The sequence below is a fragment of the Bacillus cereus group sp. MYBK101-2 genome (assembly GCF_051918845.1).
Classification (GTDB): Bacteria; Bacillota; Bacilli; order Bacillales; family Bacillaceae_G; genus Bacillus_A; species Bacillus_A paranthracis.
In genome coordinates, this window is the sequence record NZ_JBQAIE010000005.1 from 39,141 (window position 1) to 57,751 (window position 18,611).

Here is an 18,611-nt window from a genome sequence, read left to right on the forward strand (position 1 = left end):
AGCTAATCTTTTTTCATAGAAAGGAATGATGATATGAATTTGCAACGCGTTGAACAAATTGAGAAAGATCCCATTTTAAATGTACTACAGTATGCAGTCGGACCAAGTGAAACTAGCTTAAAGAAAGCAGTTTTATTTTATGAAAGGAATAAAGCGACTTTGCATAGATATGAAGAAAAGGCTTGCATAGGTATTGAAATAATTGGAGCAAAGAAAGCGAGAATTTGCCATATAGCAGTTATTCCGCAATATCGTCATAAAGGGATTGCGTTGCAAATGATAAAAGAAGTAGTAAGAATACATCAATTGACGTATCTCGAGGCAGAGACAGACGATGAGGCAGTAGAATTTTATAAAAAAATTGGTTTTCAGGTTAGAAGTTTAGGAGAAAAATATCCAGAAGTTGAAAGATTTCATTGTTACTTGGAAAAGGAGCAATGAAAATATACATATTGAGTATGGTTTGAAAAAAGTAATAATAACATTATATAATATAGGTGTCTGGAAAAATATAGATAAAAGAAGATGGGTGTATAACACATGAGAATGGATAAAAGTAAATTTATAAAAATTGCTACTTCGATAGGTGTATCATCTTTTTTATTAACGGGCTGTGGCGATTATGAAGAAGATACTGCCCAGCAAGAAAGTACTGCTGTTAAAACAGATGGTGCAAAACAAGGAAATGAACAAGAAAGATTAAATTGTGATGATAAAGCTCCAACTAATGAAAATGTAGAAAAAGATGAGTTATGTAAGGAAAATAATCCGTCATTTTCTTCTTATCATGAAAATTCACATTTACCGATACTGCCGTTCGTTGCAGGATATTTATTAGCAAGCAGAACTTCAAATATGAATTATACAGTAAAACCGAATATAATGAAGAAACCGTATGCAAATAACATTATTCCGTATCGTGAAAAAGACCAAAGTAGAACTGGAGGCAGCGGTGGTGGAGGGTATTACGGCGGAACTAACAGCAACAATAATAAATCTTCCAATAAAGTAGATTTAAATAAACAGCAGCCAAATCCATCAAATAAAGTAACACCAGATACAAATGCGCCGAAATCATCTACGACACAAACGCCGAAAGTGAATTCTGGTTCTAGTGGAATTGGGAATGCAAAAGCGCCAGCCGGATCATAACACGAAAGGATAATAGAATCATGTATACAGAACAAGAGCAGAAAGAGTATATGAAAGTATGGTTTTCACTTGCAGAAGAGGCTGGTCGGAATGGGTTTACTTGGCCGAGTCTATTAGAAAATGAAGAATGGAATCAATATATGGCAACAGGTATGTATCGTATGCCAATAAAAACTTATACTGCTATTTCAAAAGCGACAGAAGAAATTATGTATGTGCTATATAGAACGTATCAATACATTCTCAATACGACAAAAGATTTTCAAAAATTAGGATTTCCAGCTGAAACGTGGGAAATTGCGAGAATGAAACATACAGGTTTGTTTTCATATTTTACAAGGTTTGACTTTATCGTAAATGGTGAAGATATAAAGTTAATAGAAGTAAATTGTGATACACCCACAGGCTATTTAGAGCCATCTGTCGCAAATGAAGTATTATGCCGTTATCACGATGTAAATCATCCAAATCATATAGAAGAGCATATTGTGCAGGCATGGGAACAAATTAAACATGACTATAGTATAGATCCTAGAGAAACGATTTATTTTACGAGTTATGATTGGCATGATGAAGACCATCAAACGGTTCAATTTTTAAGAAGCTATTGTTTAGATCAATCAACAGATTATATAGGTATACAAGATATCGTCGTTGCAGATGATGGTATATATACGCCAAATGGTGAGAGAATTCATTATTTATATAGACTATATCCAATTGAATATTTAGTTTCAGATGCTGATAAAAGCGGGAAAAGAATTGGACTCCAGTTTTTAGATCATATAGCGCAAGGCAGAGTGAAAATCATTAATCCACCAGCTGCTTTTCTTATGCAAAATAAAAGTGTACTCGCATTAATTTGGCAACTTTACGAAGAAGAAGTTTTCTTTAAGGAAGAGGAGCGAGGAATCATTCAGAAATACTTCCTACCGACATATTTTACAAATAAACCGTTTATAGAAAGAAATGAATCCTATGTTTCTAAACCTTTATACGGCCGTGAAGGCGGAGGAGTATCTATATACGAAAATAATGAACTATTAGCTGAAGATAAAACAGAGTATTACTTTGAACAGCGGAAAATATATCAGCAATACATAGAAATGCCAGACTATACAATTGACACGTGGGACGGTCCGTATACTGGTAAACTATTAATTGGTTCACACTGTATTAGCGGGAGAGCTGCTGGTTTATTTTTACGTGTAGGTGAGAAAATAACAGGAAATTTATCGATGTTTACTGGAGTTACAATTGAAGGATAAATGAAACAAAGAGCTTATCATTTTTGGTGAGCTCTTTGTTTGCATATAGTGTTTTTATGTTTTTGATGTAACGTCTTCATTTTTTGCATAGATAAAATGATTAAGTTAAAAATTAAGAAAAATATGATAATATATGTATGTAGTAGTTTAAAATAAATGGGGGAACAATCGTGAAAATGAATGACATAGTGGCAAGTACGCCATTGCCAAATACAATCAAAACAATTACAAATGATTTAAGAAAATTAGGATTAGAAAAAGGAATGACAGTTATTGTACATTCTTCGTTAAGTTCCATTGGCTGGGTATCAGGCGGAGCAGTTGCAGTAGTAGAGGCGTTAATGGAGGTTATTACAGAAGAGGGAACGATTATTATGCCAACTCAGTCTTCGGATTTATCTGATCCGAAACATTGGTCAAGACCACCTGTACCTGAAGAATGGTGGCAAATTATTCGGGATAACGTTCCAGCATTTGAGCCACATATAACACCAACAAGGGCAATGGGAAAAGTAGTTGAATGTTTTCGTACATATCCGAATGTAGTACGTAGTAACCATCCATTAGGAAGTTTTGCTGCATGGGGAAAACATGCAGAAGAAATAACGATGAATCAGTCACTATCAATGAGTTTAGGAGAAGAATCTCCATTAAGAAAAATATACGATTTAGACGGATACATATTATTAATTGGTGTTGGATATGATTCCAATACTTCTGTACATTTATCAGAAGTACGTTCTGGTGCATGTGAGTTAATAAAAGTAGGGGCACCCATTATAGAAAATGGTGAAAGAGTGTGGAAAGAATTTGTTGATATGGATTATGATTCTGACAAATTTGTAGAAATTGGTGTGGAATTTGAGCAAAAAAGAACTGTGAAAATAGGGAAAATAGGAAACGCAAAGTGCCGTCTTATGAAACAACGTGATATAGTTGACTTTGGAACAGAATGGTTTCGTAAGAAAAATTAGTAAGGGATGGTTACGATGAAGGGGAAAAAGGTATTAATTACAAGCGGTGGTTGTTTAGAAAAATGGGATCAAGTTCGTGGTCATACGAATATGGCAAAAGGAACAATTGGAAGAATAATTGCCGAAGAGCTTATAAGTAAAGGGGCCTATGTTATATATTTACATGGTTATTTTGCGGAGAAACCGAATGATATAAACAATCAATTAGAATTACACCCATTTGAAGGAATTGTTGATTTGCAAGATAAAATGAAAAGTATCATTACGCATGAAAAAGTCGATGCGGTTATTATGGCAGCGGCTGGATCTGATTGGATTGTGGACAAGATTTGTGATCAAGAGGGCAATGTTCTTAATATGAATGGAAAAATCTCAAGTGATATAGCGCCCATTATACATTTTCAAAAGGCACCGAAAGTATTAAAACAAATAAAACAGTGGGATTCAGAAACTGTACTCGTTGGCTTTAAACTTGAAAGCGACGTAAATGAAGAAGAACTGTTTGAAAGAGCGAAAAATAGAATGGAAGAAGCGAAGGCGAGTGTAATGATTGCAAATTCACCACATTCTTTATATTCGCGCGGAGCAGTGCACTACGTAATTGGACAAGACGGTAAAGGGAAGTTATGTAATGGAAAAGATGAAACAGCGAAAGAAATTGTCAAAAGGTTAGAAGTACTATGTAATCACGTTACTGCTTTATAATTTCAAGTATTTGGATAAGAGTGAATCCGCATAGTATATATTGGTAAGCGAAACTTTTTGCTTTGATACAAACGTTAACCATTCAATATGGATACATAGAATAATTGGTGAGGAGTGAATTCTATGGAACATTTATTAAAGCAAGCTATTAAACTCCGGAAAGAAAAGAAATATGCGCAGTCTAAAGAGATACTCATTGGATTAACGAATTTTACGAGGGATGCAGAAGTACTTTATCAATGTGCCTGGATACATGATGTAATGGGGCTGGAAACAGAAGCTATGCCGTATTATGAACAGGCAATTGCAAACGGTCTTGAAGGTGAGTCACTTTGCGGAGCTTATATTGGCCTTGGTAGTACATATCGTTGTATAGGTGAGTATGACAAAGCAATTACTGTTTTAGAAACAGGTTTGCAGCAGTTTCCAGATAATGATGTGATGAAAGTATTTTTGTCATTAGCGAAATATAACGTAAACGATCATGAATCCGCGATGAAATTATTACTTGAAACAGTCGTAAAAGTAGAAGAAGTTAAAGAATTTGAACGTGCTATTTCATTTTATAAAGACCATTTAAACGAGGTTTTTAAATAGAGGAGTGAAAGTATGAGTGTCACACTTTCGCGAAGGCGAAAAGGTATATGGATTGGACTCGTATCTTTAATCTTGTTATCAAACTATTTATTATATGCTCTTCCGATTGTACCAGCTACTCCGAAAGAAGTTGTTCTTGGGTCATTATTAGATTGTATGTTTATAATTCCAATCATTACGTATTTCTTTATTATTCGAAAAAGGTACTCGTTAACGTATATATTTCCTGTTGTAATAGCTGGTTATATATTTGCAAGATTTATTATTCCAAGCGACTATTTACAAGCTTTTTCATACGTTTCTTATATTATAGTTACAGGGGAAATTGCATTTGTATGTGTAGAGTTATTCCTTCTATATAAAATTGTTAGAATGCTTCCTACAATAAGAAAAAAATATAAAGAATATAAAAGTGAGTATTCTTCATTTTCTTATGCAATTGATGCTGCGTTTGACGACACTATGAAAAGAAATAAATTAATAGATATCATTGTAACAGAGTGTAAGTTAATCTATTATGCATTTTTATCGTGGCGTGAAAAAGTGCCAGAAGGTGAGTCCGTATACTCATATCACAAAAAGACTGGTGCAATAGGTGTATATATTATGATCATCCATGCGACCTTAATAGAAAGTATCGGTTTTCATTATTTACTTCATCAATGGAACCCAGTAGTAGCATGGATTTTACTTATTTTAAACGTATACGCAATGATTTATTTTTTAGCTGAAATACAAGCAATGCGAAAAAATCCAATTATTGTTGCGGAAAAAGAAATAATCATTCAAATTGGATTAGGAAAGAAAATTATTATACCATTTGCACAAATTGATACAATTACGTTTTATAAAGGAGAACTTTTAAAGAAAGAGAAAGAGCTTCTTGACGCAACGGTGATGGAATTTATAAAGGAACCTCCAACATTTGAAATAATACTTAAAGAGCCAATGAAAGCACAATTGTTATATGGGTTTTCTAAAACAGTGAGTCGTATTCATTTAAATGTTGATGAGGAACGGAATTTTTATGATGTGGTGACGGAGAAATTGAACCGTGAATAATGCTACTAATTTTCATCGTGCGTTTGGTGTGTACGGCATTTGTATCGAAAACAATAATTTATTAGTAATTGATAAAATTAAAGGTCCATATAGAAATCGGTATGATTTACCTGGAGGCAGTTTAGAACAGGGGGAATCATTATTAGTTGGACTTCATAGAGAGATAAAAGAGGAGACCGGGCTAACTGTAACGGTAGTAAAACAAATAGGTACAATTGATTTTCAATTTCCATCAAAGTTCAAGGAGTACACACATGTACATCATATCGCAGTTTTCTACAGTGTTGAAAGGTGCGGAGGTGAATTCGAAGTACCGGAACAAATTGAAGGTCAAGATTCAATAGGAGCTAGATGGATTCCGCTAGAAAGTATTACTGAAGATAATTCATCTCCTCTTGTATGTAGTGCTGTAGAGTGGTTAACAGAATCTAAGTTTCGTTTAGAAGTAAAGGTGTATAAATCATGGGTTATAAAATAATGATACAACTGGAGTTCTTTCTAACTTAGAAGGAGCTTTTTTTGTGGGCAAGAAAATGAGAGTATATTAATAAAACAAGAAACGAATTCACTAAACAGCTTCTTAGTGGAAAAAGGGTTATAATGAAAGAACTACAACTAAAGGGGAATTTTGAAAATGAGTTGCTTACGTACGTCAGGAATTGAAATTATTGAAAGGAAAATTCGCTATGATGCTTCAACTGTAGATCATGCTTGTTTACTAATAGAAACGCAGCCAGATAAAATTGTTTTGTATCATGAAGTACAGTACTCTTTTACTATGACAGCAAACGATACGAAGTTAACGATCCCGAAAGGAAGTTATACAGTTGCATATTACTGGAGGAATCGTCCATATAATTTATATGTTTGGAGAGATCAGGATGGGAGTTATTTAGGTTCTTATTTTAATATTGTAAAGAATACATGTATAACGGATGAAGTGGTATCCTTTGAAGATTTAATCCTTGATATTATGGTACTTCCAAGCGGAGAATTTTTCATATTGGATGAGGATGAATTACCTGAACCATTAGAACACTTTGAAGATGGATATGTACAAAAAGCTCTGCATACAGTGTTACATACAATTCAAGAATTACTTCCAAAAATCATTATAGAAACTGCAACAATTTATAAAAAATAAACATCGTTCATTAAAACCTAGTTGACTTATCGGAAATATTTGTATAGTATGTAGTTAATTCTATAATAGCTGATTGGAAAAACCAAAGGCATTTCATTACAAAATGAAATGCCTTTGGTTTTTTTATTATATAAATACTGAATCTGTTCATTTAGATGAATCATTTCAAGGAGGAGAAATAGTGACTGTTTCAATCGATGGAGTATCAAAATATTTTTCGAAACAAACTGGTACGGTTCAAGTGCTAGAAGATATTAATTTCCAATTAGAGAGAGGCGATTTTGTCACTGTAATCGGACCGAGTGGTTGTGGGAAAAGTACGCTTTTGAAAATTGTTGCGGGATTAGATAACGAATTTGAAGGTGAAATTATTATTGATGGGGAGAAAATCGTAAAACCAAGTAAGAAACAAGGTTTTATTTTTCAAGAACATCGCTTATTTCCGTGGTTAACAGTTGAAGAAAATATTGCTGCAGATTTGTCGTTAAAAGATAAGTATGTAAAAGATAAGGTAAAGGAATGGATTGAAATCGTTCGATTAGACGGTTTTGAAAAATCTTATCCGAAAGAAATTTCAGGCGGGATGTCACAACGTGTTGCAATTGCGAGAGCCTTATTAAGAGATCCCAATGTATTATTACTTGATGAACCATTCGGGGCACTTGATGCTTTTACTAGAAGTCATTTGCAAGAAGTACTGTTGAATATTTGGGAACAGAAGAAAACGACAATGTTATTCGTCACTCATGATATAGACGAAGCGATATATCTTTCAAACCGAATGATCATCATGAGTGCAAAGCCTGGAAAAATACATAAAGTAATTGAAAATAATTTACCTTATCCACGTAGTAAAACTTCGGAGGCATTCCAAGAGATTCGAAAGAAAGTATTACAGCAGTTTGAACACGGGGGACTAATTCAAACAAGTATATAAGGAAAGAGTGAGTATATGTATAAAAAAATCAAAGTTCTTTCTTTTGCATTAGCTATATCTTTATTTTTATTTGGATGTGAAAAAAGTACAGCGAGTAGCAAGAAAGAAGATGTAACAATACAAATTGGTATACAGCAAGGGTTAAGCCCACTACTATTAGCACAGAAAAAAGGATGGTTTGAAGAAGAGTTTAAAAAAGAAGGAGTTAAAGTGAAATGGACAGAGTTTCAAAGCGGACCTCCCTATTTTGAAGCGATTGCATCAAACCGATTAGACTTTGGCGAAGTTGGAAACTCCCCAGTTATTTCCGCGCAAGCAGCAGGTATTGAATTTACCGAAATTGCTAATACAAGTTATGCGAGGAAAGGCACTGGAATTCTTGTACAAAAAGATAGCAAGATTACGAGTGTAAAAGATTTAAAAGGTAAAAAAATTGCCGTAGCAAAAGGAAGTAGCGCATTTAATTTATTGTATCGAGCATTAGAAAAAGAAGGTATCAATGCGAAAGATGTAAATGTCATTCAACTGCAACCAGATGAAGCGCAGCCCGCATTTGAATCAGGATCAGTAGATGCATGGGCCATTTGGGATCCATTCATTTCACTACATACGTTAAATAAAGGAGCAAAGGTTATTACAGATGGTGAACAATTAAATGTATCTTCTCCAGAGTTTTTAATTGCGAGAACAAAATTTGCGAAAGAGCATCCAGAATTAGTGGAGAAATTCCTTAAAGTATATGAAAAAGCACGTGTATGGCAAGATGAAAACTTGGATGAAGCAATAAAAATATATACTTCTGCAAAGAAAATAGATGCAGATATTGTAAAAGAAGTGTTTAATCACGACAAACCCATCTTAGTTCCGGTAACGAAAGAAATAGTTGCAGAACAGCAAAAGACAGCGGATTTTCAATATAAACTCGGTTCTATAAAGAAAGAAATTAAGACAGATAAAGTTGTAGATAATTCTTTCGTAGAAAAAGCAGTAAAGGCGAAATGAAAAGAGGTTTTGTAAATTGGAAAATACGAAAGCTTTTATGAAAAGGGCGAGTATAACGATTGAGAAAAACAATGTAAAGAAAGTACGAAAGACGAATGTAAAAGTGTTAGTAAGAGCGATTACGATACCGATTATCGTATTAATTATTTGGCAGTTAGCGGGCGTATTCGATCTAGTTTCTAAAACAGTATTACCAACGCCATTGGATATATTTCTAGCTTTTCAAGAACTTATAAAAACAGGAGAGTTATTCGGTCATTTAAGTATTAGTGTGTTCAGGGCTGCGGCTGGCTTCTTTATCGGCGGGAGTTTAGGAATTATTTTAGGAACAATTGTTGGATTTTCAACGAGAAGTGAGCAATATTTAGATCCGTCAGTACAAATGTTAAGAACTGTGCCTCACTTAGCTGTTGCACCGCTTTTCGTATTATGGTTCGGTTTTGGGGAAACATCAAAAGTGTTATTAATTGCAGATGGTGCATTTTTTCCTTTATACGTAAACGCGTTTCTAGGAATACGAGGTGTAGATTCAAAGTTATTTGATGCTGCGAGAGTGTTAGAGTTTAGTAAAAGAAAATTAATTACAAAATTAATTTTACCTGCCGCATTACCTAACCTTTTACTAGGAGCAAGATTATCATTAGGAGTTGCATGGGTGAGTTTAGTAGTCGCAGAACTTATGGGATCTACAGAAGGTATTGGCTATATGATAATGGATGCAAGGCAATTTTCAAATACAGATATCGTATTTGTTGGTATTATCATCTTTGCATTCGTTGGGAAGTTTTCGGACTCACTCATACGTTTACTAGAAGTGAAGTTTTTAAGATGGCGAGATAATTTTAAAGGCGAGATAGGAAATTAACATATAAATTATTAGGGGTAATTTATATAGAGTAGTTTAGTGTACGTTTCAAAATAAATAAGGGGTGTGTAAAGGTATGGAATTATTATGGTTTATTCCGGCTTATGGAGATGGTCGATATTTAGGAACGACAAAACGAGGAAGAGCAGCTGAGTATGGTTATTATAAACAAGTTGCACAGGCAGCCGATTATTTAGGATATACAGGTGTGTTACTTCCAACTGGTCAAGGTTGTGAAGATCCATGGGTATTAGCATCGGCACTTGCAGCTGAGACAGAAAAGCTAAAATTTTTAGTAGCAGTTAGACCGGGACTAATGTCACCGACAGTTGCAGCAAGGATGGCATCTACATTTGATAGAATTTCAGACGGGAGGTTACTTATTAATGTAGTCGCTGGAGGAGATCCAGTTGAATTACAAGGAGATGGATTGTATCTTGAGCATGATGAAAGATATGAAGCAGCTGATGAGTTTTTAAAAGTTTGGAAATCGACATTGCAAGGTGAAACATTTTCTTTAGAAGGAAAACATATTAAAGTTACGGAAAGTAAAGTTGTGTTCCCGCCAGTGCAAACGCCATACCCTCCTATATATTTTGGAGGATCATCCGCTGCTGGAAAGGAAGTTGCAGCAGAACATAGTGATGTATATTTAACGTGGGGAGAGCCGCCAGAGCAAGTGAAGGAGAAAATAGAGGAAGTAAGAAAACTGGCAGAAGAGAAGGGGCGTTCAGTACGATTTGGCATCAGGTTACACGTAATTGTAAGAGAAACAGAAGAAGAAGCGTGGGAAGAGGCAGAACGTTTAATTCAATATGTAGATAATGAGACAATTGAGCTTGCTCAAAAGACATTTGCAAGATATGATTCAGTTGGTCAAAAGCGAATGACCCATTTAAATAAAGGTACACGGGAGTCGTTAGAGATAAGTCCTAATTTATGGGCTGGCATTGGGCTTGTAAGAGGTGGTGCAGGTACTGCGCTTGTTGGAGATCCGCATACAGTAGCAAATAGAATAAAAGAATATGAAGCTTTAGGAATTGATACATTTGTTTTATCAGGATATCCTCATTTAGAAGAGGCATATGAAGTGGCAGAACTGTTATTTCCTTTATTGAAGGAAGATAAGAAGCAAGAAAATAAAATTGTTGGTGAAATGATAGCTGATGCATATGCATTAAAAAAATAGTGAGAAAAAACCCGCAAGTAAATCACTTGCGGGTTTTCATCGTAAACTATCAGAAAATATGGTAAAATTAAATAGTAACTTAAGGTACGGTTGGTTGTTCAATTATCACTTCTCTAAGTAGGAGGGGGGTGATAATAAGTGAGTGAAATAGCGTTGTTACTGCAAGGTGGACTGTTTCTCGTTGCATTGTTAACATTCGTCGTCGTTTTAATAGACAAGCTCAAAAAATAACAACCCACCTATGCCAATAGAATGTGGGTTGTTTTGTTTGTAAGAAACAAATAGGATAAATGAACAATCCAATCTGCTAAGTTACGTAGACTAGTGTGTAGCCGCACACTAGTCTTTTTTATTTATATACAATTTATAATTGGTTTATGTGATTGTATTGTTCTTTTCATACTTATTATAACACAGTGTCTTTTCATCAAGAAAGGAGACCGTATGTTCTGTTTCTAATTAAATAGAAGGTGACTTTTCTTTAAAGAGCCCGTCCATATACTGTTTTAAAGTTTGAACGTAAAATTTTTGCTTATTTACATCATTTACGCCGACAATTGGTGATGGAAGTTCATATCTCTTTTCTGATAAATGAACGACAACATCAAAAATATCAAATAGACGAATGAAACAGAACAGGCCATCTTTATCACTTAATAAAATAAAGTAGTGGTTTTCACTATTTGTATTTAATGTATTCCATAAAGAACTTTTGCTTAAATCGCGAACAATGCTCTTTTCTTTTAATTCCATGAAATCGGCATTTGATAGAATGTTAGAAATATCAATCGCATCTGGATCTTCAAAATAGCCATCGACTGCTTGTACAGCGAAAGTATAAGCCATTTTTAATACACTCATTTTATACTTACGGTTATCTAAAAGTAATTCACGTTGAATAGAGCTAGCTACTTTCGTTACACGTTCTTCTTTCCAAATTTCATTATGTAGTGAAATATCGTGCTTTTTACATAGTTTCATAATTAATGCATTAGAATAAAGTATTTCGTCACTTACTTCAACAACATCTGTCTCAGCCGCTGCAAGTTCCTCACCATGCTCATTCGTATAGAGCGGGGAGTCAATCTGTTTTTTCATGTGTTCAATCTTAAACTGACTTAATTTATGCCGGATTAAGGGGCGATCAATATTTGTTGTCATTTGTTCATAACAAGTATCACAAATTGAGTTTGTGAAATAATATCCACATAATATTTCTGGGATGACATATTGTTCACTAAGTTCTTTCGTATCTTTTCTGCAAATGATGCATTGTGTCATTTTTATCACCTTTACCTGCAAATTTGTATGTAATCTCATTGTAGTGTATTTATTGGTATTTTGGAATATTGTAAAGGAAAATATTATGTGAAATTGTTACTTATTTTGGTACAATGAAGAGAAGTGCTAGTTTAAAGGAGGACGTTTTTTTGAAATCGAAAGTGCACTTTTGGACATTAGAAGTGCTAATGGTTGTAGCGATCATATTTATTTGCACAAAAATATCGTTTCTATTTCAACCGATTGGTATCTTCATATCAACGCTGTTTTTCCCAATCTTAATCGCGTTATTTTTATACTTCATATTTAATCCGGTGTTAGTTTTTTTAGAGGAGAAAAAAGTACCTAGAAATTTAGCGATTTTACTGTTATATCTTTTTATCATAACATTAACTGCGGTTGGCGTTGGGGTAGTTGTTCCAACGATCTCACAACAGCTAATGGATTTAGTGAAAAATATGCCAGGCTATATAAAAGAGGGAAAACTATACATACAAGATTTATCCCATCATAGATTGTTTGAATGGTTATCTACACAAAATTATGTTTCCATTGAAACAATTGAAAAAAATGCAATTGAATACTTAAAGGATATACCAAACACCATTACGTCGAGTGCAACGGCTTTATTTGGTATCATAACGAACGTCGCATTAGTTATTTTTACAGTACCGTTCATTTTATTTTATATGTTTAAAGATGGACATGCGTTTCCAGGAAAAGCAGTAAGTTTATTACCAGAGTCATACCGTGAAGAAGGGCTTCGTATCATTAAGGAAACGAACGAAACATTATCTGCATATATTCAAGGGCAAGCGCTCGTTTGTATATTTGTAGGTGCTTTTACTTTTATCGGTTATTTAATTATCGATTTACCGTACGCTTTTGTTTTAGGAATTATAGCTGCATTTACAAATATAATTCCTAACTTAGGTCCATTTATCGGTGCAGCACCAGCTGTTATTGTAGGTTTGTTCGTATCTCCGATGCAAGCGTTGTACGTAATTATTATCGTAACAATTGTACAACAATTTGAAAGTAACATCATTTCACCCCGTATTATGAGTTCAAAATTAAATATCCATCCGTTAACAATTATTATTTTAATTTTAGGGGTAGGTAACTTTGCGGGAATTATCGGAATGATCTTGGCGGTGCCAGTGTATGCAGTAACGAAAACAGTTGTATCGAACTTAGTGAGATTGTTTAAGACGAAACGAAGTAATCGAAAATAGTATATGTTTAGAAAGATACACCGCTTTTTAAGTGGTGTATCTTTGTTTATTAACCAAAGTTAAAAAGTGTACAAATGCAATTTTATTGTATATTTATTACATATCAAATATAACGTTAAAGTTGTATGATATAGCTCCAATAAAACTATGTGGAATCCCTCTGAACTATCCAAATCATTTCCTTACAACGTGCTATCAACATCATAATCGACTCCTTTCAAGTTTTATATTTTTAAAGGATTATAGGTGAGTGTAGTATTTGCTTCTATGATCTCGGATTTCGTCCATAATCTTTTTGTATTGTTGCTCTTGTTTTAATTCATCTTCAGAAAAGATTTCTTTCTGGATTGTAATTGTTAAGAAGAAAAGATGAAACTTCATGATACATTCCTCCTTTCGAAAGGAATTATAGATGGCTACAGTAGTGACTTTGACGTTCTTTTACATCTTCCATAGCTTTATTAATTTGATGGTCATGCAATACCTCACTGTCCGAGAACTTAGTTTTTTGAATGGTAATCGTTAAAAAGAATACTTTAAATTTCATTAGATAAAACCCCTTTATAATTGATTTAGAAAAGACGGCTGTAATAAGAGGCTTGACGCTCTTTTACTTCGTCCATAATAGTTTGAATGTGTTGCTCACGTAAAATCTCTTTCTGTGAAAGTTTACGTTTTTGAATCGTGATCGTTAAAAAGAATGCTTTAAATTTCATGAAGGTATTTCTCCTTAAAAATATATTTTTAATACATATGCGTATAATATGAACTTTTAATGTCAGTCATTTTATCAGTCAGTTGTTTTATTTGTTGCTTACGAATGATTTCAGCCTCAGTTAAAGTGTTCTTCTGAAGTACAGTCGTAAAAAAGAAAATATGAAAAGTCATAAATGAATTCCTCCTTTCGAAAAGGAATTACATGTGATCACAATAAAGTGCTTGGCGCTCCTTAACATCATTCATAGCTTTTTCTATTTGCTCATTATGAAACATTTCATCTTTAGAAATTTTATTTCTTTGAATCGTAATACTTAAAAACAATACGCTAATAGTCATCGAATGTTGCTCCTTTCTTAAAAAAATGATGTAAGAGGCTAAAAAATCGCACAAAAAAGCCACAGGAAGATATAGTTCTCCTATGGCCAGGCGTGAAAAAGCCACAGGGAAGCATACGACCTCCTGTGGCGAATTTATGAATTAATCGAAATAATGTACGATTTTCAATTCTCCATTAGGGTGGTCGAATTCATATTTAATTGTCCAGAAAACACAGGTACAGTTAACGCTAAAGTTAAAGCATGTAATTGTAATTTCATCATTTCCTTCGACCTCCTTTTAGAATATTTTTCTTACGTTAGTAAGTATATACAATTAATGGATAATTGTAAACATAAAAAATGAAAATTTTTAATTTTGATTAAAATGCGTATATTTTAAAGGGTTTTGAGAAGGTGTATTGTAATTAACGAAATATCGATAAAAATGGGGGATGCTAAATGAAATATATGCATCGTAATGTAGTTGTTATGCTAACAATTTTTTTATGTATTACTGCTTGTTCTAGAGGAGAAAGAATAAAAGAAATATCCGATGTTGAACCTGGTGATTTTAATAAGTATGCGGGGACATACGTTGGGAATAACTCAGATGTAGTTGCAATTGTTAATCATTTACCTGGTGGTGAAACATTTCAAAGTGTAAGTTTAGAGAATGAAAGTATAAAGGTGAACTATGGTGCAAAAGGGAATGGCCCCCTTACAGAAGACATGGTTGAGACGTATTGGTTTGATGGTAAGGATACAATAAAGAAGAATTTTCTCTTTAATGCTATTTATCTAGCGATTTTAGTACCAAATGCAAAAGCTTTTGATTTCCAAGTAGAAAATAAAAAGAGAAGAAATACTACCAATATTGTATGAAAATTTTAATGATTTTCCAAAAGAAGATAATATATGGGATAAAAAGAAAGTAGTAAAGTTCCTTAATGATAATAACGAAAAAATTAATAGGCTTGTGAATGATGAAGATTTCCGAAAATCTTTATTTGTTAAACATCCAGTAAAGTAGTCGAAATAATTGGAGGGACAAAGATGGAGTTAGTATACAAAATTTCTTATCATAGAATGCAGGCTCATTATTTACCTAAGTTAGTACAGGCAGTTCAGTTCGTTAGTGAAGATGATTTATGGAAACAAGGGGAGTCTGTTAATTCAATTGGTGGAATCGTACTGCATATTTGTGAACATATACAGAGAAATACTAGTCGTTATAAAAATCCAAATATAGTTTTTGAAAAGGGAATCGAGGAGTATTTTCCAACAAAACGACAACATACTGAAGTTTTGCTACAGTACGTTGAAAAGGTATTTGATGAATGGGGAAAAGCATATATACAAGCATGGGAAGAAAAAAGAAATATTGAACTTCATAGTTTATTACATTTAGTGGAGCATACAAGTTATCATTTAGGGCAAATAGTAGATCGTACAAAGTTAATAAAAGGACAACAACTTAACTTTTGTCAAAATGGTATAAATGAAAAGAATTTGAGAACAAGAGTTGAAACTTCGAAATTTTAGAAAGAGAGTCATTCTTAAACGAATGACTCTCTTTTTGTAAAAGGAATTTATGGAAATGAATATGTTTATGTGGTATGGTTAATTACATAAGTAATGAACCTATGAACCGAACTAAGGTGGTGAAATTGTGAAACCTACTCTGGAGCAAAATAAATTAATATACTTACAAATTGCAGAAACGATTGAATCTGATATTTTAAAAGACATATTGCTTGAAGAAGAACAAGTTCCATCAACAAATCAATTTGCGAAGATGTTACAAATTAATCCAGCTACTGCAGCTAAAGGGGTAAATGTATTAGTTGACGAAGGGATTTTATATAAAAAGAGAGGGATCGGAATGTTTGTTGCAAAGGGAGCGAAAGAAGTCGTACTAAAAAAAAGACAAGATACTTTTATGACTGAATATTTACCGAAAGTATGGGAAGAAGCAAAAGTATTAGAGATATCAAAAGATGAATTGATGGATATGATTCAAAAAATTACGAAGGAGGGGAAAGAGAGATGATTGCACTTGAAACGAAAGAAGTAACGAAAAAATATAAAAAGAAAATAGCTGTAAATGAAGTAACGATTTCATTAGAAGAGCATAAAATATATGGTTTGCTCGGTAGAAACGGAGCAGGAAAAACGACACTATTAAATTTACTTGCAGGCCAAATTACTTCAAGTAGTGGAAGCGTATCAATATTTGGTGAAAATGTTTTTGAAAATAGTAAAGCAATGCAAAATATTTGTTTTGTTAGAGTGAAAGAAGAAGCACATTTCAGTTATAAAGTAAAAGATATTTTTAAGATGTGTAGCATGTTTTATAAAAACTGGGATGGAAAGTATGCTGAAAAACTCGCTGATAAATTTCAGCTTAATACGAAAGTGAAATATCATAAGCTATCACACGGTATGCAAACAGTTGTTGGAATTATTCAAGGATTAGCAAGCAGGGCACCAATTACAATTTTTGATGAACCAACTACAGGTTTAGACGCAGCGCATCGTGAATTATTTTATAGTCTACTCCTAGAAGATTACGGTGAGTATCCACGAACTATTATATTATCCACACATTTAGTAGAAGAAGTAACTCATGTGATTGAAGATGTGATAATCATAAAAGAAGGAAGATTAGTTGTTCAATCATTGGTGGAAGATTTATTACAACAAGTTCAGATTATTTCAGGCCAAAAGGATAAAGTGGACGAGTTCTTGATCAATAAAAAAGTATTAAATCGAGAAGTTTATGGAAATAAGGGTATTGCTGTTATATGGGAAGAATTGTCTAATGAAGATTATGACTCTATTGAAAAATTAGGATTAGTAGTTGATGGAATAACATTACAAAAATTATTTATTCACATAACTGGTGGTGAAGTGAAATGACGATATTAATGAAGCAGTTAAAGTTACATATTAATTTTCATTATAAAGCAATTTTAATATTTTGGATTGTAGCCTTATTAATAAAAGGAGCTTTAAATGCTGCTCATTTAAATGGAGCGAACATTGGTTATTTACCCGAAATTATTAATAACCCTTCAATAGCAATTATGTTATTTATAGTAGGGAGTGTTTTCATCATTCAAGATGAGCTTTTTCGTTTAGCTATTTCATTCGGTGTAACGAGAATACAATATTTTATCGGGGCAATTTGTTATATCGTGTTGCAATCTGCATTATTTTCATTTCTTCAAGTTATGCTTTTACAAGATATAAAATATAATTTAGTAAATGTTAGTTTTTGGGAGCAATCGGTGCAACAATTTATTTTGCAATTTTTATTTTATGTTACAACAGCATGTTACTTTCAAGTGGTAGTAGTTTTTAAACAACGATTTCAGTGGATCGGTCTTATGATTGGTGGGACCCTTTTCTTATCAACAAATAGTGTACTTTATGGAGAAGCGGGGGTAACCGGTTTATTATTTACGAGTGATGGATCTTTAGTAGATATACCGTATTTTACTGTTATTTCAATTGGATTAACTGTTCTTTATATCATAACTAGTAGTATATTTATTCGTAAAGTATCATTCGAAAAAACGATTTGAAATATTATTAGATTACTATAGAGAGAAGGATAGCAAATGGGAGACACATCTTCACTCATTACAGTCTTTTTAGGCATTGCACTATTAATATTCTGGCGTCGTTATCGTTCCATGCATAAGCCAATAAAGGGATCAGGAAAACGTATTTTATGGCCATTATTATTTTTAACACCAGGTGTTGTATGGTTTTTTGGTCCTGTACATCCAGCTATATTACAAGTAGTTATAGCGGTATTCATTGGGGGACTTTTCGCTGTGCCGCTTATAGTATTAACAAATTATGAACGAAGAGATGATGGGAATATTTATACGAAAAAAAGTGCTGCTTTCTTAATTACTTTTATTGCACTGATTATTTTAAGATATGGTTCAAGGCAATATATTGTTGATTTAGATCAACAAACGATTGGTTTATTATTTTACGTAATTGCCGTGTCATATATCTTTCCGTGGAGAATTGCTTGTTATATTAAGTTCAGAAAAGTTTGGCGGGAAAAGAATAATCATGCTATATAAGAAAAAACTTCTCTTTTGAGAAGTTTTTTCTTTTTATATGTAATTGTAAACATTTGTTGA

The 18,611-nt window shown here is 33.2% G+C and carries 26 protein-coding genes and 1 pseudogene; 21 read left to right on the forward strand and 6 right to left on the reverse strand.

The annotated features are described in order from the left end of the window. Positions 1–33: 33 nt before the first annotated feature. The 14 genes from ACTFSI_RS12495 to ACTFSI_RS12560 all read left to right on the forward strand — a co-directional run bounded on the left by ACTFSI_RS12495 (position 34) and on the right by ACTFSI_RS12560 (position 11,126). Positions 34–441, forward strand: a complete 408-nt coding sequence (locus tag ACTFSI_RS12495; RefSeq protein ID WP_138321838.1) for a GNAT family N-acetyltransferase — start codon at positions 34–36, stop codon at positions 439–441. Positions 442–540: 99 nt separating this feature from the next. Next, positions 541–1,152 carry a hypothetical protein gene (locus ACTFSI_RS12500; protein ID WP_001242155.1) on the forward strand — a complete coding sequence of 204 codons (612 nt, stop codon included), beginning with the start codon at positions 541–543 and terminating at the stop codon, positions 1,150–1,152. Between the two features lie 20 nt (positions 1,153–1,172). After that, on the forward strand, positions 1,173–2,420 hold the full coding sequence (locus ACTFSI_RS12505) for a glutathionylspermidine synthase family protein (RefSeq protein WP_000287869.1): 1,248 nt from the start codon (positions 1,173–1,175) through the stop codon (positions 2,418–2,420). Between the two features lie 176 nt (positions 2,421–2,596). After that, positions 2,597–3,394, forward strand: a complete 798-nt coding sequence (aacC, locus tag ACTFSI_RS12510; protein WP_138322600.1) for a BA2930 family N-acetyltransferase — start codon at positions 2,597–2,599, stop codon at positions 3,392–3,394. A 15-nt stretch (positions 3,395–3,409) separates the two neighbouring features. Continuing rightward, positions 3,410–4,099: a phosphopantothenoylcysteine decarboxylase domain-containing protein gene (locus tag ACTFSI_RS12515; protein ID WP_138321839.1), complete on the forward strand. Its 690-nt coding sequence runs from the start codon at positions 3,410–3,412 to the stop codon at positions 4,097–4,099. Positions 4,100–4,222: 123 nt separating this feature from the next. Further along, on the forward strand, positions 4,223–4,696 hold the full coding sequence (locus ACTFSI_RS12520) for a tetratricopeptide repeat protein (protein ID WP_000400626.1): 474 nt from the start codon (positions 4,223–4,225) through the stop codon (positions 4,694–4,696). A 12-nt stretch (positions 4,697–4,708) separates the two neighbouring features. Beyond that, a complete protein-coding gene (locus ACTFSI_RS12525; protein WP_138321841.1) occupies positions 4,709–5,758 on the forward strand; it encodes a hypothetical protein in 1,050 nt (349 codons plus the stop codon). Beyond that, positions 5,751–6,236 (forward strand): NUDIX hydrolase, encoded by a 486-nt coding sequence (locus tag ACTFSI_RS12530; RefSeq protein WP_138321843.1) that lies wholly within the window; start codon positions 5,751–5,753, stop codon positions 6,234–6,236. Before ACTFSI_RS12525 ends, ACTFSI_RS12530 begins: the two co-directional genes overlap by 8 nt. 156 nt (positions 6,237–6,392) lie before the next feature. Further along, positions 6,393–6,902, forward strand: coding sequence for a DUF402 domain-containing protein (locus ACTFSI_RS12535; RefSeq protein ID WP_138321845.1), 510 nt, complete (start codon positions 6,393–6,395; stop codon positions 6,900–6,902). A 181-nt stretch (positions 6,903–7,083) separates the two neighbouring features. Beyond that, positions 7,084–7,839, forward strand: coding sequence for an ABC transporter ATP-binding protein (locus ACTFSI_RS12540; RefSeq protein ID WP_138321847.1), 756 nt, complete (start codon positions 7,084–7,086; stop codon positions 7,837–7,839). A gap of 15 nt (positions 7,840–7,854) precedes the next feature. Next, on the forward strand, positions 7,855–8,841 hold the full coding sequence (locus ACTFSI_RS12545; RefSeq protein ID WP_138321849.1) for an aliphatic sulfonate ABC transporter substrate-binding protein: 987 nt from the start codon (positions 7,855–7,857) through the stop codon (positions 8,839–8,841). 16 nt (positions 8,842–8,857) lie between these two features. Next, positions 8,858–9,706 carry an ABC transporter permease gene (locus ACTFSI_RS12550; RefSeq protein WP_138321851.1) on the forward strand — a complete coding sequence of 283 codons (849 nt, stop codon included), beginning with the start codon at positions 8,858–8,860 and terminating at the stop codon, positions 9,704–9,706. A gap of 76 nt (positions 9,707–9,782) precedes the next feature. Continuing rightward, positions 9,783–10,895 carry an FMNH2-dependent alkanesulfonate monooxygenase gene (gene ssuD / locus ACTFSI_RS12555; RefSeq protein WP_000422272.1) on the forward strand — a complete coding sequence of 371 codons (1,113 nt, stop codon included), beginning with the start codon at positions 9,783–9,785 and terminating at the stop codon, positions 10,893–10,895. Positions 10,896–11,033: 138 nt separating this feature from the next. After that, positions 11,034–11,126 (forward strand): putative holin-like toxin, encoded by a 93-nt coding sequence (locus ACTFSI_RS12560; RefSeq protein ID WP_001289320.1) that lies wholly within the window; start codon positions 11,034–11,036, stop codon positions 11,124–11,126. 228 nt (positions 11,127–11,354) lie between these two features. Here ACTFSI_RS12560 and ACTFSI_RS12565 read toward each other — a convergent pair whose 3' ends face one another. Next, positions 11,355–12,176, reverse strand: coding sequence for an HNH endonuclease (locus ACTFSI_RS12565; protein WP_138321853.1), 822 nt, complete (start codon positions 12,174–12,176; stop codon positions 11,355–11,357). Between the two features lie 149 nt (positions 12,177–12,325). Here ACTFSI_RS12565 and ACTFSI_RS12570 point away from each other — a divergent pair, with 149 nt between their 5' ends. Further along, positions 12,326–13,411 carry an AI-2E family transporter gene (locus tag ACTFSI_RS12570; RefSeq protein ID WP_000837888.1) on the forward strand — a complete coding sequence of 362 codons (1,086 nt, stop codon included), beginning with the start codon at positions 12,326–12,328 and terminating at the stop codon, positions 13,409–13,411. A gap of 240 nt (positions 13,412–13,651) precedes the next feature. Here ACTFSI_RS12570 and ACTFSI_RS12575 read toward each other — a convergent pair whose 3' ends face one another. Genes ACTFSI_RS12575 through ACTFSI_RS12595 form a run of 5 tightly spaced genes read right to left on the reverse strand, consistent with a single transcriptional unit; the run spans position 13,652 to position 14,467 of the window. After that, entirely contained in the window at positions 13,652–13,792 is a 141-nt protein-coding gene (locus tag ACTFSI_RS12575) for a YrzI family small protein (RefSeq protein ID WP_000668486.1), read from the reverse strand. 25 nt (positions 13,793–13,817) lie between these two features. Beyond that, positions 13,818–13,958, reverse strand: coding sequence for a YrzI family small protein (locus ACTFSI_RS12580; protein WP_000669815.1), 141 nt, complete (start codon positions 13,956–13,958; stop codon positions 13,818–13,820). A gap of 25 nt (positions 13,959–13,983) precedes the next feature. Continuing rightward, positions 13,984–14,127 (reverse strand): YrzI family small protein, encoded by a 144-nt coding sequence (locus ACTFSI_RS12585; protein WP_000668966.1) that lies wholly within the window; start codon positions 14,125–14,127, stop codon positions 13,984–13,986. A gap of 28 nt (positions 14,128–14,155) precedes the next feature. Continuing rightward, positions 14,156–14,299: a YrzI family small protein gene (locus ACTFSI_RS12590; protein WP_000142733.1), complete on the reverse strand. Its 144-nt coding sequence runs from the start codon at positions 14,297–14,299 to the stop codon at positions 14,156–14,158. A 27-nt stretch (positions 14,300–14,326) separates the two neighbouring features. Further along, positions 14,327–14,467 carry a YrzI family small protein gene (locus ACTFSI_RS12595; RefSeq protein ID WP_000156179.1) on the reverse strand — a complete coding sequence of 47 codons (141 nt, stop codon included), beginning with the start codon at positions 14,465–14,467 and terminating at the stop codon, positions 14,327–14,329. 440 nt (positions 14,468–14,907) lie between these two features. Between ACTFSI_RS12595 and ACTFSI_RS12600 the strand changes: the two are divergent. The 6 genes and pseudogenes from ACTFSI_RS12600 (at position 14,908) to ACTFSI_RS12625 (ending at position 18,551) form a co-directional block, all read left to right on the forward strand. After that, a pseudogene (locus ACTFSI_RS12600) lies at positions 14,908–15,478 on the forward strand (DUF4825 domain-containing protein). A 23-nt stretch (positions 15,479–15,501) separates the two neighbouring features. Further along, positions 15,502–15,990 carry a DinB family protein gene (locus ACTFSI_RS12605; protein ID WP_044793540.1) on the forward strand — a complete coding sequence of 163 codons (489 nt, stop codon included), beginning with the start codon at positions 15,502–15,504 and terminating at the stop codon, positions 15,988–15,990. 127 nt (positions 15,991–16,117) lie between these two features. Then, positions 16,118–16,498, forward strand: a complete 381-nt coding sequence (locus ACTFSI_RS12610) for a GntR family transcriptional regulator (RefSeq protein WP_044793539.1) — start codon at positions 16,118–16,120, stop codon at positions 16,496–16,498. After that, entirely contained in the window at positions 16,495–17,367 is an 873-nt protein-coding gene (locus ACTFSI_RS12615) for an ABC transporter ATP-binding protein (protein WP_044793538.1), read from the forward strand. Before ACTFSI_RS12610 ends, ACTFSI_RS12615 begins: the two co-directional genes overlap by 4 nt. Then, positions 17,364–18,035, forward strand: coding sequence for a DUF4052 family protein (locus ACTFSI_RS12620; protein WP_044793536.1), 672 nt, complete (start codon positions 17,364–17,366; stop codon positions 18,033–18,035). Before ACTFSI_RS12615 ends, ACTFSI_RS12620 begins: the two co-directional genes overlap by 4 nt. A gap of 36 nt (positions 18,036–18,071) precedes the next feature. After that, positions 18,072–18,551, forward strand: a complete 480-nt coding sequence (locus tag ACTFSI_RS12625) for a CcdC family protein (protein WP_044793535.1) — start codon at positions 18,072–18,074, stop codon at positions 18,549–18,551. Positions 18,552–18,611 lie beyond the last annotated feature (60 nt).

Bases quoted from the DNA above. Each gene is read 5' to 3' on its own strand.
- ACTFSI_RS12565 (WP_138321853.1), bottom strand. From the start codon at position 12,176: ATGACACAATGCATCATTTGCAGAAAAGATACGAAAGAACTTAGTGAA.
- ACTFSI_RS12515 (WP_138321839.1), top strand. From the start codon at position 3,410: ATGAAGGGGAAAAAGGTATTAATTACAAGCGGTGGTTGTTTAGAAAAA.
- ACTFSI_RS12525 (WP_138321841.1), top strand. From the start codon at position 4,709: ATGAGTGTCACACTTTCGCGAAGGCGAAAAGGTATATGGATTGGACTC.
- ACTFSI_RS12595 (WP_000156179.1), bottom strand. From the start codon at position 14,467: ATGACTATTAGCGTATTGTTTTTAAGTATTACGATTCAAAGAAATAAA.
- ACTFSI_RS12625 (WP_044793535.1), top strand. From the start codon at position 18,072: ATGGGAGACACATCTTCACTCATTACAGTCTTTTTAGGCATTGCACTA.
- ACTFSI_RS12535 (WP_138321845.1), top strand. From the start codon at position 6,393: ATGAGTTGCTTACGTACGTCAGGAATTGAAATTATTGAAAGGAAAATT.
- ACTFSI_RS12605 (WP_044793540.1), top strand. From the start codon at position 15,502: ATGGAGTTAGTATACAAAATTTCTTATCATAGAATGCAGGCTCATTAT.
- aacC (WP_138322600.1), top strand. From the start codon at position 2,597: ATGAATGACATAGTGGCAAGTACGCCATTGCCAAATACAATCAAAACA.
- ACTFSI_RS12575 (WP_000668486.1), bottom strand. From the start codon at position 13,792: ATGAAGTTTCATCTTTTCTTCTTAACAATTACAATCCAGAAAGAAATC.
- ACTFSI_RS12505 (WP_000287869.1), top strand. From the start codon at position 1,173: ATGTATACAGAACAAGAGCAGAAAGAGTATATGAAAGTATGGTTTTCA.
- ACTFSI_RS12585 (WP_000668966.1), bottom strand. From the start codon at position 14,127: ATGAAATTTAAAGCATTCTTTTTAACGATCACGATTCAAAAACGTAAA.
- ACTFSI_RS12615 (WP_044793538.1), top strand. From the start codon at position 16,495: ATGATTGCACTTGAAACGAAAGAAGTAACGAAAAAATATAAAAAGAAA.
- ACTFSI_RS12500 (WP_001242155.1), top strand. From the start codon at position 541: ATGAGAATGGATAAAAGTAAATTTATAAAAATTGCTACTTCGATAGGT.
- ACTFSI_RS12590 (WP_000142733.1), bottom strand. From the start codon at position 14,299: ATGACTTTTCATATTTTCTTTTTTACGACTGTACTTCAGAAGAACACT.
- ACTFSI_RS12520 (WP_000400626.1), top strand. From the start codon at position 4,223: ATGGAACATTTATTAAAGCAAGCTATTAAACTCCGGAAAGAAAAGAAA.
- ACTFSI_RS12545 (WP_138321849.1), top strand. From the start codon at position 7,855: ATGTATAAAAAAATCAAAGTTCTTTCTTTTGCATTAGCTATATCTTTA.
- ssuD (WP_000422272.1), top strand. From the start codon at position 9,783: ATGGAATTATTATGGTTTATTCCGGCTTATGGAGATGGTCGATATTTA.
- ACTFSI_RS12620 (WP_044793536.1), top strand. From the start codon at position 17,364: ATGACGATATTAATGAAGCAGTTAAAGTTACATATTAATTTTCATTAT.
- ACTFSI_RS12580 (WP_000669815.1), bottom strand. From the start codon at position 13,958: ATGAAATTTAAAGTATTCTTTTTAACGATTACCATTCAAAAAACTAAG.
- ACTFSI_RS12495 (WP_138321838.1), top strand. From the start codon at position 34: ATGAATTTGCAACGCGTTGAACAAATTGAGAAAGATCCCATTTTAAAT.